A 12561-nucleotide genomic window follows, 5' to 3' on the forward strand; every position below is an offset into this window, starting at 1 on the left:
TCTTCTCGTGCAACTGGAACAGATACAGATGCTTTCGCATATAGTAATGGTGGAGTTCCTTCTGCATTAATATCTTTAGCATTAAGATATATGCATACAACTGTAGAAATGGTTCATAAAGATGATGTAGAAAATGTGATTCGTTTAATTTATGAAACACTTTTAAAAATTGAAGAAGGTGAATCGTTTAGTTATTTTAAATAAATGAATTTATTAAGATATGTACTAGCAATTACGAGGCTCGTTATATTTGTGCTAGTTACATCTACTATTTTTGTTTTTTTATTAATTACAAATATTTTTTATAAGAAAAAGGAAAAGAAAATTCAACGGGGTATTATTTACAGGCGAGAAATTATTAGAATATTACATAAAATTTTAGGTTCAAGAATCACGGTATATGGTAATGAGCCAAAAATATCTGGATTAATTATATCAAATCATAGAACCTATTTTGATGGTATTGTTATTTTAAAAAATATTTTGGCATATCCCGTTGCAAAAAAAGAAGTTGAATCATGGCCTTTGGTTGGAATGGTAGCTAAATCAACAGGAGCAATATTTGTAAAGAGAGAATGTAAAGATAGCAGAGCTTTTACTAAAAATAAAGTTCGTGAAATTTTAGAGAAAGGATTCTCAATATTAAATACGCCAGAGGGAACAACACATATCGAACCTAAAACTATCGCATTTAAACCAGGAGCATTTGTTTTGGCTGCAGAGTTGGGTGTACCAGTTATCCCTATTGCAATTGATTACAAAAATTTAAATGATGCTTGGGTAGGTGACGATACCTTTGTTCCACATTTTTTAAGATGTTTTGGAAAATGGAAAACTGAAATTAAAGTCAGTTATCTTCAGCCAGTTACATCTAATAATGTAGATAAGTTAATTTCAACTTCAAAAACTAGCATTGATAATGAACTTATTCGCTTTAGAAATGAATGGAATACAAATAATAATTAAAATTTGTAAAAAGTAAAGAACACATATTCGATTTTTAAAAAAACATGGACGAATATATTGACATACTAAATGCGGATGGCAAAAAGACAGGGGAAACTTGTTTGAAATCTGAAGCACATAAAAAAGGGTTATTTCATGCAAGTGCTCATATTTGGATATTTAATTCAGCTAAAGAAGTTATAATTCAAAGAAGAGCTGCTAAAAAAGATACCTTCCCAAACCTTTGGGACGTTTCTGTTGCCGGACATATTTCCGCAGATGAGCAACCAATTGTTTCTGCATTAAGGGAAGTTGAAGAAGAAATTGGTTTGCAATTATCTGAAAATGATTTACATTTTATAGGGACTTCCAAAAAGAAAATCAAACATCATAAGAATCTAATTGATTACGAATTACACCATATATATATATGTGAAAATAATTTTGATCTAAATTCTTTAAAAATTCAATTAGAAGAAGTTTCTGAAATAAAAAAAATCAGCCTTAAAAAGCTAATTAATTCAATTAATAATCCATTAAATAATTTTGTTCCACACGGAAACGATTATTATACCTTTGTATTTAATGAAATAAAAAAATACAACTGCATTTAAAATAATACAATGAAGAATACCATCGCAGAAAGAATTCTTGATTTTTTAAAAGATTATCCGCCATTTAATCTTTTACCCAAATCAACTTTATTGGAAATAGCTAAAAATGTTGAGATTCATTATTTTGAAAAAGATCAAATAATATTTAGCCAAAATGACAATCCTCATAAACATTTCTATATTGTTTATGAAGGCGCAATTAGATTATATAGGTTTGGAGCAGATAAAAAACATGTGATAGATATTTGTGACGAAGGTGATTTGTTTGGTTTACGTCCATTAATTATGAAAGAGAATTATTTAATGGGTGCCGCTGCTAATGAAGAATCTATATTATATGGTATACCTATTGACCTTTTTAATGATATCATTTTAAATTACCCAAAAGTAAGTCAATTCTTAATTGCAAGTTTTGCAACAAATACAAGAGATCCTTTTTCGGATAAACATAAAGGGAAATTATTTGCAAATATTAAAGCAATAAAAAAGCCTGAGACCAATTTTATTGAAGCACAGAGTGCAAAATACACCCGAAATCCAATAACTTGTTCTTCAGATATAACTGTGCAAGAAGCTGCTTTAACAATGACAAAAAACATTATAAACTCAATTGTTGTTACTGATAATAAAATTCCAATAGGAATTATAACTGATAAAGATATGAGGACTAAAATAGGAACTGGTCTTTATAAAATTACAGATACTGCAGGTGATATAATGACAAAGCCGGTAATTACTTTTCCCGAAAATATAACCGTTGCTGAAGCTCAAATTGCTAGATTAAAACATAAAGTTTCTCATTTATGTATTACAAAAGACGGTACAAATACATCTGAACTTGTTGGAATTTTATCTGAACATGATTTAAATTTAATTCAAGGAAACAATCCTTTATTGCTAATAAAAGAAATTAAAAATGCTAAAGACGCCGAGACATTAAAGTTTATCAGATCCAAAGCAGCTGACCTTACAAAAGGATACATTGAACAAGAGATACCTATTTATTTTGTGACAAAGGTAATTTCAGAAATAAATACAGCAATTACAAAACGAGCAATAGAACTTTCAATTAATGAAATTGGTAGTAAACCACCTGTAAATTATTCTTGGTTTGCAGTTGGAAGTCAAGGAAGACAAGAGCAATTATTAATGACGGATCAAGATAATGCATTGGTTTTTGAAAATGTTAAAGAGGAACAATATGATAGTGTAAAAGCTTATTTTTTAAAACTAGCAACCAAAGTAACTGAAAAATTAAATATTGTTGGTTTTGATTATTGCCCGGCAAATATAATGGCTAGTAATCCAAAATGGTGTTTATCAATTGATCAGTGGAAACAACAATTTAAAGAATGGATTAAGGACCCAATTCCTGAAAAAATATTATTAAGTATCATATTTTTTGATTTTGAATTAATTCATGGAAATCAAAAATTATACGATGAAATGGCTAGAAGTGTACTGAAATTTATTAAAAAAAATCAGATAATCTTAAGTTTTCTAGGTAAAGCAACATTAGACAACCCTCCGCCACTTGGCTTTTTTAAACAATTTTTAGTTGAACAAGATGGAGAAAATAAAGATAATTTTGATATAAAATCCAGAGCAATTAGACCATTGGTTGATGCTGCCAGAATATTCTCACTATATCATGGTCTTCAAATTAATAACACTATTGCTAGATTTGAAAAATTAATGGAAGTTGAACCACAGAACAAAGATTTGTTTGAATCATGCTCTAATGCTTTTAAAATATTATTAACCTTTAGAACTTCTCAAGGTTTAGCAAATAATGACACAGGAAGGTATGTTGATATAAATAGTCTAAGTAAAGCTGATAGATTAAAACTAAAAAGCTGTTTTAACCCTATTAAAAATGTTCAAGAAGCAATAAAACTTCGATTTAAAACAACTCAAATTGGATAATTATGCTTGGTTTCTTTAAGAAAAAAAAATACCCTCAATTTTGGAAAAATCATATTAAAAAAGTTTCAGAAAGTATAAAATATTCAAATTTTGAAAACATACGATTTGTTGCTCTAGATACCGAAACAACGGGTTTTGATTACGATAATGATCGAATATTATGTATTGGAGCTGTGGCTATTAAAAATAATAAAATACTCGTTTCAGATTCTTTCGAGGTTTATATAAAACAAGATGTTTTTAATAAAGAAACCGTGAAAATACATGGAATTAGAAAAAATGGTAACGAAATTAAAGTAAGTGAAGAGGAAGGACTTATCAAATTTCTTGAATATTTAGATGACGCCATAATTGTTGCGCATCATACAAAATTTGATATTTCAATGATTAATGAAGGATTAAAAAGATTAAATGTTGGACCATTAAAATCTAAACAACTTGACACTAATTATATTCATAAAAAAATTGCATCTGAACATCGGTTTAAAAAATTATTTTCATTAGATGAACTTTGTACAATTTATAATATAAAAATGCACGATAGGCATACTGCTTCTGGTGATGCACTTTTAACAGCCTATTTGTTTTTAAAATTGACAAATAAATTCAAAAAAAATAACGCTCTTAATTTAAATGATTTAATAAAAACCAACTATTATTTAAATAAATAACCTTCTTTTTTAAAACTTAAAATTTTGTAACTTTAGTGTTTATCATCATTCCAAAAACATGAAAAACACCATTGCCGAACGCATTTTTGATTTTTTAAAAAACTTCCCTCCTTTTGACATATTAAATAAGGAACAATTATTAAAAATCTCAACAAATGTAAAAGTAATATATGTTGAAAATAATACGTTTGTTTTTAAGCAAGAAGAAAACCCTCATCAAAATTTTTACGTTGTTAAAGATGGAGCCATTGGTTTATATAGAGCAATAGAAAACGACCAAATATTAGTTGATATATGTGATGAAGGTGATATTTTTGGGCTTCGCCCCTTAGTTCAAAATGATCATTATTTAATGAGTGCCAAAGCAAATGAAGAATCTATTTTATATGCTATTTCGGTAGATATCTTAAAAGAGATTATCGCAAGCAATGACAAGGTAAATAAATTTTTAATTGCTAGTTTTTCATCAAATATTAAAACTCCATATGCCCAAAATAGTACTAGGCATTTATTTGCAAATGTTGAGACACTAGAAAGCAACAATTCAAATTTAACAGATTTTCGTACAGCTGAATACAGTAAAAACCCTGTAACTTGTTCAAAATCCACAACAATTAAGGAAGCTGCTCTTATTATGAGTTCTAAAAGGGTTGGCTCAATTTTAATTATTGAAAGCAAGAATCCAATTGGAATAATTACAGATAAAGATTTGCGATTAAAAATTGCTACTGGATTGATTTCCATAGATGAAAAAGTATCTGAAATAATGTCTTCTCCTGTAATAACAGTTTCTGAAAAAATTACAACAGCTGAGGCTCAAATAGCAATGTTAAAACATAAAATTACACATTTATGTATTACAAAAGACGGCACACCAAATACTGAACTGATTGGAATTATGTCCGAACATGATATTGTGGTTTTACAAGGAAACAATCCTTCGGTTTTAATGAAAGAAATAAAACGTGCAAAGGATGTAAATACCTTAAAATATATAAGAGAAAAAGCTTCAACCTTATTAAAAAGTTATATTGAGCAAAGAATCCCTATCACTTTCATTTCAAATATTATTTCAGAAATTACTAATGCAATTACCGTCAAGGCAATTGAACTTTCATTAAATGAAATGGATACAAAACCACCCGTAAAATTTGGATGGCTAGCATTAGGAAGTCAAGGTAGAAAAGAACAATTACTTATTACTGATCAAGATAATGCTTTGGTGTTTAATGATGTAAAAGAGGAAGATTATAGTAAAACAAAATCCTACTTTTTACTGCTGTCAAAAAAAATTACAGAAAAATTAAACATTGTTGGTTTTGAATATTGCCCTGCAGAAATGATGGCAAGTAATCCAAATTGGTGTTTGTCACTTTGTGAATGGAACGCTCAATTTAATACTTGGATTACAAAACCAACCGAAAAAGCGATTATGATGTGTACTATCTTTTTTGATTATAATTTAATTTATGGTGACAAAGAATTAGTTACCAAAATGTCTGAATTTATTTTTAAAACAATAAACTCATTTGAAATATTTTTAAACTTTTTAGGCAAAAATGCTTTAATAAACCCTGCTCCTCTTGGTTTTTTTAGACAATTTTTGGTTGAAAACGATGGTAAACATAAAGATCAGTTTGATATTAAAAGTAGAGCTTTAATGCCATTAATTGATGCTGCTAGATTGATTTCACTTTCACACAATTTTAAAGATGAAAACAATACTATTGCAAGATTTAAAAAAATTGCTGAACTGGAACCTCAAAATAAAGATTTATATCTTTCTTGTTTAGACGCTTTTAAAATATTATTGAGATTCAGAACAGAACAAGGAATAAAACACAACGATTCTGGTAGATATATTGCTTTAGACAATTTAAGTAAATCAGAAAAATTAAAACTTAAAAGTTGTTTTAAACCTATAAAAGACATTCAAGATTTACTAAATATAAGATATAACTTAGCTCAAATGATGTAATGTTTAAATTGGCAGTCAAAAAAAGAGCTGCTTTACGCAACTCTCTTTAAATAGAAAATAAATCCACCCCAAAGATTAATTTTCTCAACTTCTCTTTTTCAAATATGTTTTTAACTATTTTTATTTATTTTCACCTCCTAAATTTTAGCTGCTTTTTATTTTTTTGTAACCTGTAATGTTAACTCGAGCAACCTTATTTTTTAAAGATAAATAATGACTTAATGGTTTTAAACCAAAAATTATAACGAAAATAGATAGACCAGACCTATAACCAGGAGAGATTAGAAAAATGGATAATATTAGAACAAATAAATAGTAATTAAATTTATAAATATAATCCCCAAACTCCTTCTTATTAGATTTAAAAGTATTTTTAATATGATCGTCTTCTTCTGTAACAAAAAGATTAAATTCTTTCCCTAGTAAAAATTTTTTTACAGCAGTAGACATTTCTAATTTATTTTTTCTTAAATAAGTTTCTATTTTCATAATTATTTATTCATTTTTTAGAATTCAATATTTTCTCCATTGAAAAAATCACTAATTTCAATGTCAATATTTTTTTTGTTTTTTTGTTTATTATTTACGCTTATAATAGAAGCAACTTCTTCAAGAGAATTTAAACCATTCGATAGCATCTTTTCAACCTCATTGAAATCAGATTTATTTTTAATAATTTGAAGTTTTAGATTTTCTATTTTTTTTGAAAAATTATTGAAAAATTTTTCCTTAATTATTAAATTTGAGATTCTCAATATATCCTTTTCTTTGTTTAAAACAAGAATATCAATTTCATTTTGAACAACTTCAATTCCTAAATTTATCAAGGTGTACTTTTGATTATCCGACAAAAAAGACATATATTCATTACGATCAATCTTGATTTTAAGTCCGTTTATTATTTTTGTTTTATTTTCTTCTTTAAAAAGAATCTCACATGAAACACGCTTTATATTCTCAAAGAGAATTAATTGGCTTTGATGCCTTTCTAAATAATCATAATTGTTATCTGCTAAGTTTATTTTATCCATATTTTAATTAAAAGATAATGAAACTTCTTTTTTCTTTAGTTCTGCGGATAATACTGTTTTTGAAGCATCTGAAATTATTTTGACACTCTTCATTAATGCTTCTAATTTATCTTTCGAGTAATTACTCTCACTAAATTGATTAAAAATCTTAAATGAATTTTCTTTTAACAAACCTTCTAATTTCAACTTTCTTTCTTCTAAAAGAGTAATGTCATTTTCTGCGATTTTCTTTAAAACATCTTCATCTTTTAATGCAACTTCCCACGATTTATAAAGCTCTACAAAAGGCTCACAATTTTCTTTCCATTCCTTTTCTACTTCATTATATAGTTTATTTCCATTACCTAATGAAATTATAGAATATAAGGTTGACGGCTTTTTTGGTCTTATGGTGAAAATATAATTATATTCAAAGTTACTATTGCTTAACAATTTAACATACTTTTCTTTTTCTTCATCTATAAAACGAAAGTTCCATTTTATATCCACTAATTCTCTTTCTATATCCCGTTTTTCTTTCAGTAACTTTGAATTTTTATCTCTAAGCTCATTTACATTCCCTATTGTAAGAATTTCAGTATATAAAGGCTTAATATCTGTAATTACAATTTGAGAAATACTATCAATAAATAATTTAAAACTTGGTATTAATTTATCCTTCAATTTTGAATAAAGCCCTCCCAATCGTAATATGTCAGATATAATTTTTTCACTATCATTATGCATCTGTTCCTTTATTAATTCAATATCTCTATATATTTTAGCTACAGTTTTTTTAGATTCACTTCTTGATTTCAACACACTAAAAGTCGCATCAATTGCAAGGCCAACAATGGCTCCTGAAACTTTCCCTTTAATATCTTTTTTTGAAATTGCACCGCTCTTTTCAAATGTATTTAATGTATTATCAAAAATCTTTTTTCCACTACTTAACCCAGTGTTAAGCAATGTTTTCATTTGAGCATTAAAAGCCTCATCAAAAATTTCCAAATCTTTATTTAAGCTCAAAAAATAGAGGTCAATTTTCTCCCAAGCATCTTCAAAATCTAACCATTCCACACTATTAAAATCAAATAAATCTGGATTCGTTTGTTTTATTCTATCCCCAAATAAATCAATTAAAAGTTGAATTAAATCTTCTCTTAATAGTTTTAATTCATTTCGCAAAAATTCAAAATCACTAATTACATTTAAATTAAGATCCTTTATATGTTCATATTCCTCAATAAGTTTTTTATAACCTGAAACTATTTCTCTTCCATATTTATAGGCGGCATCAACCTTACTACTTCCTGTAATTGAAAAAACTTCGTCTTCTCTAATTTCTTCATTACTTTTTAACAGATTATTAATTACACCAACTGAATTATTGTCTTTAATTAAATGAATGCTCTTTTCAATTAAATTAACATTATTGCTAAATGACATTTGATACTCATCTGTAAAACTTAAAGAAGAACAATTTATAAATATTCTGTCTGGATTATAAATCCTATCATTTCCTATATTTTCCTTGAAATTATAAATAATAGCATCACTAATTGTTTTGGAATGTAGAGAATTTGTATAAGCATCTTTTAATAGATTTTTTATAAAAAGACCTTCCTTCAGATCAAGGTCATCATATTTCAAATTAAGATATGACACAAGTCCCCTTCTGTTTAATATTTCTCCACTCTTTGATAATTGAATTGCTAACTCTTGAATTGTTTTTACCAATCCAGGATAATGAATTCTCAAATTACCCATTAAAATTTTTTCATAACTCATTTTATATTGTTTTATAATCTTTTAAAAAAAGCACTAACATTTCATTCAAATTAAATTGATTTCTATAAATCAATTATTTTCGTTCGATATTTTAACCCAAGAATGACTTGAAAGAGTAGCGCTAGAATTAGGTTGTTTACATTTTGTAGTAGTCCCCATTTTTGAAAGAAGAGTGTCATTTTTTGTAATTCCACAAACTCTACATTTATACGTTGCCATATTTACTATTTTAATGTTAGCTTACTCTAAGTTTTCAGCAACCCTTTTTTATAATTTCAATTTCAAAACCAGCCATCAAACCCTCTCAAACTCAAAATACCCAGAATTCAAATACCCTTCCTTTTTAAAATCAATACCGTGTACTCTTGTAAAGGCTTTGTGTATTTTTTCAACTTCATCAAAAGGGTTTGAATACATGGAACTAATTTGTACAGACAATCCTTCATTTATATATTCTCCATTAACATTAATGGTTTGCTTGGTTTTAATTTCAAATGTTGCCATAATTCCTTTTTAGGATTAAGACAAACATACCTTGCTCAAACGGACAAACAAAGTCCGTTTAAGTAAAAAGAATTATTATATATAAATATTATTTGTAGTATTCGGCAATTAAATCCAAATGTTCTTTGAAGTAATCTACAACAGGTTTTGGAGAAATAATTTTAACCCATTGGTTGTATTTAAGCATTTCCATAACAAACTCATAATTAGCTTTTAAAGTAACCTCAACTTCGCCCCACATATCAGGATTTGAATAATTATGTTCATTTGAGTCCATTTCCTTGGCAAAAGAAATTAATTTTTGACTTTTATGAATAGGGCTGGCTAATAAGTACTTTAAATGATGATTGGCTACTTTAATTCTAATTTTTTCAACTTTTAAACCTTCACTTAAAATTCCAATTGAATATCTAAAATACTCATCTTCATTAAATTCAATTGAATCTTCAACTATCTTATTAAAAATTTGAATTTTATCTAAACGTTCATCTAAGTAAAAAGTCTTTATTTTTTTATTATTAATATCATAGGCAATTAAGTGCCAAGATTTGTGCTTTTCTTTAATATGCAATGGTTGAAATTGTGTTTTTTCAACACTTTCAAACTTATTATCATCATACCAACCATTGTAAGATATATGAACTAAAAATTTATGTTCAATAGCATTTATCAAGCTCAATAAATCTATGTTAGTATTTAAAGTTGCCTTATCTAACGTTATAAAAGAACTGCTTTCTGCCGCTTTCTTACTAATTAATAAGTGTTCTACCCTATAAAACACATTTTCCATTTCTAACGAAAGCTTACCTCCTTTTATATAATAACCAAAATTCCTTTTAAGTTTAATTTCAACTCCAAAAAATTCTTTAATATAAACTAAATCTCTGCGTAACGTTTTTTCACTGTTAAATTTTAGTTTATCTAAAAAAGTATTTCCTTTAAACTCTTCAAACTTTTTAATAAGTACTTTTTGAAGTTCGTGGCGCAACACAAATTCATCATTATAAATACCAAAATATTTTGGATTTGAAACAATTTTAAGAATATAATACCTTCTAAAGAATTCAGCGGTCACTTAGATAATTTTGTAACAAAGATTAAGAAAAAACTTTAATAGTTCTATATTTGAGACAAAAAATATGCCGCAACTTTTTAGCAAACAAGATTTTTTAAATACTAAATGGTTTATTGCTGAAAAATTGACTAGTTTATTAGTTGCAATAATTATTATTCCTAAAATTTTTAACTCACTTGGGGTACTCAATATTGGCAAACTAAAATTTGCGGAAACATTTGTTAACTTTTTCACTCCAATTATATTCTTAGGACTTTCTGCAATATGCATTCGTGAACTTATTTTTTACCCTAAACGCACAAAATTTATACTTGCAACAGCATTGTATTTAAGAACTGCTAGTTGGCTCCTAAGCTTAATTGTTATATTTACTTATACTTATTTTTTTATAGATAATAATTTATTAATACTATACCTTTTAATTTGTTTTAGTTATTTAGTAAGAGTGTTTGATGTTTTTGAATATTATTTTCACGCTATAAAACAAACTAAATATGTATTTATAAGTAAATCTATCAGTTTATTAATTGTTGTACTACTTCAATATTACGGAGTTAAGAATCAAATTGGAATTGAATATTTTGCTTCACTTATTATTTTAGACTTTTTAATCCAAAGCATTATATATTATAGCATTATAAAAACTAAAAACATTTTTAGCTTTAAAGATCTTGTATTTTCTAAAGTATTGGCTAAATATCTTTTGAAAAATTCTTTTCCGTTAATATTGTCTAACTTTTTAATTTTAATTTATATTGTAACAGACGATTTTATTTTAAAATATTATCATGGCGATGAATCCTATGGATTGTATTCAACCATTTACTATTTAATAATAACTTTAACTTGGAGTATAGGTTTTTCTATTATAAACGCATTGTTTCCTTCTTTAGCAGAATCTTACACAACAAATCTTCGAGTATATTATCAAAAAATAAGTTCAATAATTATTTATATGCTAGCATTAGGAGTTTTAATTATTATTTGTTACAACTTATTTAGCTATCACATTTTAAATAATTTTTTTGATAAAAGTTTTCTTAAAATTAATAACATGCTAAAACTATTTAGTTGGGCACCTCTATTTATTTTTATAGGTATGATTTTTGAAAAACACCTAATTATTACAAATCATATTGAAAAAAACGTATATCGGTTTATTCTAGGCTGCATTTCAAATTTAATTCTTTCAATGATATTAATTCCAAAATACGAAATTACTGGTGCAATTATAGCTGTATTATTTAGCCATTTTATAACAAATATTGGTTTCCTCTTTTTAGACACTAAAAGCAGAAAACAATTAAATTTTTTGTTTTTGAAATAACTTTTTAAATATTGTATATCTTTATTAAGAAATAAAAAACTAATTGATGTTCTCTTTTTTTAAACAAAAAACATATCCTGAATTCTATAAAAACTACCTTAAAAGTTTCAAGCAAAAACCTTCAAAAAAAATAGAAGATACACGTTTTGTTATTTTTGATACAGAAACTACAGGTTTAGATCTTGAAAAAGACAGAATTCTATCTATTGGAGCAATTGGCGTTTTTAATAATACTATTGATGTTGCTGACAATTTTGAAGTTTACATAACCCAAAACGAATTTAATACCGAAACTGTTGAAATACACGGATTATTAAAAGAAGGAAAACTAATAAAAAGCAATGAAAATGAAGCAATTCAACAATTTATTTCCTTTTTAGGAAACGCTGTTTTAGTTGCGCACCACGCTGCTTTTGATATTGAAATGATAAATGCTTCATTAAAAAGAATAAATCTCCCAAAACTTAAAAATAAAAGTATTGATACAGGTATTTTATACAAAAAATTAGAAGGTAAAAAAGAAAACCATTTTAATTTAGACGTTTTGTGCGATGAATTTAATATTCCAAAACATGACAGGCATACCGCTTCTGGAGATGCTTTTATTACAGCACTTTTATTCTTAAAAATATTATCAAAATTAAAAAAGGAAAGAACGGTTCATTATTCCGATTTATTTAGAACTTCAAATAAAGAAGGTTTAATTTAAAAACGCCCTCA

Annotated in this window: 14 protein-coding genes (1 of these 14 only partly in view); 8 read left to right on the plus strand and 6 right to left on the minus strand. The window is 26.6% G+C overall.

The features are described 5' to 3' along the window. The 6 genes in view from CHB63_RS08985 to CHB63_RS09010 are tightly spaced (at most 58 nt apart) and all read left to right on the plus strand, a layout consistent with a single transcriptional unit that may run on beyond the window. On the plus strand, nt 1-204 hold the 3' end of the coding sequence (locus CHB63_RS08985; RefSeq protein ID WP_449560136.1) for a M42 family metallopeptidase. It extends 885 nt beyond the left edge of the window; the window shows 204 of its 1089 coding nt (coding positions 886-1089); its start codon lies beyond the left edge, outside the window; the stop codon is at nt 202-204. After that, nucleotides 205-966 carry a lysophospholipid acyltransferase family protein gene (locus CHB63_RS08990; RefSeq protein ID WP_089378143.1) on the plus strand — a complete coding sequence of 254 codons (762 nt, stop codon included), beginning with the start codon at nt 205-207 and terminating at the stop codon, nt 964-966. A gap of 44 nt (nt 967-1010) precedes the next feature. Then, nucleotides 1011-1559 (plus strand): NUDIX hydrolase, encoded by a 549-nt coding sequence (locus CHB63_RS08995; protein WP_089378144.1) that lies wholly within the window; start codon nt 1011-1013, stop codon nt 1557-1559. Between the two features lie 9 nt (nt 1560-1568). Beyond that, nucleotides 1569-3485, plus strand: a complete 1917-nt coding sequence (locus tag CHB63_RS09000; RefSeq protein ID WP_089378145.1) for a DUF294 nucleotidyltransferase-like domain-containing protein — start codon at nt 1569-1571, stop codon at nt 3483-3485. Nucleotides 3486-3487: 2 nt separating this feature from the next. Next, entirely contained in the window at nt 3488-4156 is a 669-nt protein-coding gene (locus CHB63_RS09005) for a 3'-5' exonuclease (RefSeq protein ID WP_089378146.1), read from the plus strand. 58 nt (nt 4157-4214) lie between these two features. Further along, entirely contained in the window at nt 4215-6134 is a 1920-nt protein-coding gene (locus tag CHB63_RS09010; RefSeq protein WP_089378147.1) for a DUF294 nucleotidyltransferase-like domain-containing protein, read from the plus strand. Between the two features lie 144 nt (nt 6135-6278). Here CHB63_RS09010 and CHB63_RS09015 read toward each other — a convergent pair whose 3' ends face one another. The 6 genes from CHB63_RS09015 to CHB63_RS09035 all read right to left on the minus strand — a co-directional run bounded on the left by CHB63_RS09015 (nt 6279) and on the right by CHB63_RS09035 (nt 10514). Continuing rightward, a complete protein-coding gene (locus tag CHB63_RS09015; protein WP_089378148.1) occupies nt 6279-6623 on the minus strand; it encodes a hypothetical protein in 345 nt (114 codons plus the stop codon). Between the two features lie 17 nt (nt 6624-6640). After that, entirely contained in the window at nt 6641-7165 is a 525-nt protein-coding gene (locus tag CHB63_RS09020; protein ID WP_089378149.1) for a hypothetical protein, read from the minus strand. 3 nt (nt 7166-7168) lie between these two features. Then, on the minus strand, nt 7169-8935 hold the full coding sequence (locus CHB63_RS09025; RefSeq protein ID WP_089378150.1) for a hypothetical protein: 1767 nt from the start codon (nt 8933-8935) through the stop codon (nt 7169-7171). A 69-nt stretch (nt 8936-9004) separates the two neighbouring features. Further along, nucleotides 9005-9154: a hypothetical protein gene (locus CHB63_RS17155; RefSeq protein WP_176420317.1), complete on the minus strand. Its 150-nt coding sequence runs from the start codon at nt 9152-9154 to the stop codon at nt 9005-9007. A gap of 75 nt (nt 9155-9229) precedes the next feature. Further along, nucleotides 9230-9439, minus strand: coding sequence for a DUF6140 family protein (locus CHB63_RS09030; RefSeq protein ID WP_089378151.1), 210 nt, complete (start codon nt 9437-9439; stop codon nt 9230-9232). Between the two features lie 88 nt (nt 9440-9527). Next, nucleotides 9528-10514, minus strand: a complete 987-nt coding sequence (locus tag CHB63_RS09035; protein ID WP_089378152.1) for a helix-turn-helix transcriptional regulator — start codon at nt 10512-10514, stop codon at nt 9528-9530. 64 nt (nt 10515-10578) lie between these two features. Here CHB63_RS09035 and CHB63_RS09040 point away from each other — a divergent pair, with 64 nt between their 5' ends. Together CHB63_RS09040 and CHB63_RS09045 are read left to right on the plus strand one after the other, a co-directional pair. Continuing rightward, on the plus strand, nt 10579-11841 hold the full coding sequence (locus tag CHB63_RS09040; RefSeq protein ID WP_089378153.1) for an oligosaccharide flippase family protein: 1263 nt from the start codon (nt 10579-10581) through the stop codon (nt 11839-11841). A 46-nt stretch (nt 11842-11887) separates the two neighbouring features. After that, nucleotides 11888-12550, plus strand: coding sequence for a 3'-5' exonuclease (locus tag CHB63_RS09045; protein ID WP_089378154.1), 663 nt, complete (start codon nt 11888-11890; stop codon nt 12548-12550). Nucleotides 12551-12561 lie beyond the last annotated feature (11 nt).

Source organism: Lutibacter flavus (genome assembly GCF_900188355.1).
GTDB classification, from domain to species: domain Bacteria; phylum Bacteroidota; class Bacteroidia; order Flavobacteriales; family Flavobacteriaceae; genus Lutibacter; species Lutibacter flavus.

Bases quoted from the DNA above. Each gene is read 5' to 3' on its own strand.
- CHB63_RS08990 (WP_089378143.1), top strand. From the start codon at position 205: ATGAATTTATTAAGATATGTACTAGCAATTACGAGGCTCGTTATATTT.
- CHB63_RS08995 (WP_089378144.1), top strand. From the start codon at position 1,011: ATGGACGAATATATTGACATACTAAATGCGGATGGCAAAAAGACAGGG.
- CHB63_RS09000 (WP_089378145.1), top strand. From the start codon at position 1,569: ATGAAGAATACCATCGCAGAAAGAATTCTTGATTTTTTAAAAGATTAT.
- CHB63_RS09005 (WP_089378146.1), top strand. From the start codon at position 3,488: ATGCTTGGTTTCTTTAAGAAAAAAAAATACCCTCAATTTTGGAAAAAT.
- CHB63_RS09010 (WP_089378147.1), top strand. From the start codon at position 4,215: ATGAAAAACACCATTGCCGAACGCATTTTTGATTTTTTAAAAAACTTC.
- CHB63_RS09015 (WP_089378148.1), bottom strand. From the start codon at position 6,623: ATGAAAATAGAAACTTATTTAAGAAAAAATAAATTAGAAATGTCTACT.
- CHB63_RS09020 (WP_089378149.1), bottom strand. From the start codon at position 7,165: ATGGATAAAATAAACTTAGCAGATAACAATTATGATTATTTAGAAAGG.
- CHB63_RS09025 (WP_089378150.1), bottom strand. From the start codon at position 8,935: ATGAGTTATGAAAAAATTTTAATGGGTAATTTGAGAATTCATTATCCT.
- CHB63_RS17155 (WP_176420317.1), bottom strand. From the start codon at position 9,154: ATGGCAACGTATAAATGTAGAGTTTGTGGAATTACAAAAAATGACACT.
- CHB63_RS09030 (WP_089378151.1), bottom strand. From the start codon at position 9,439: ATGGCAACATTTGAAATTAAAACCAAGCAAACCATTAATGTTAATGGA.
- CHB63_RS09040 (WP_089378153.1), top strand. From the start codon at position 10,579: ATGCCGCAACTTTTTAGCAAACAAGATTTTTTAAATACTAAATGGTTT.
- CHB63_RS09045 (WP_089378154.1), top strand. From the start codon at position 11,888: ATGTTCTCTTTTTTTAAACAAAAAACATATCCTGAATTCTATAAAAAC.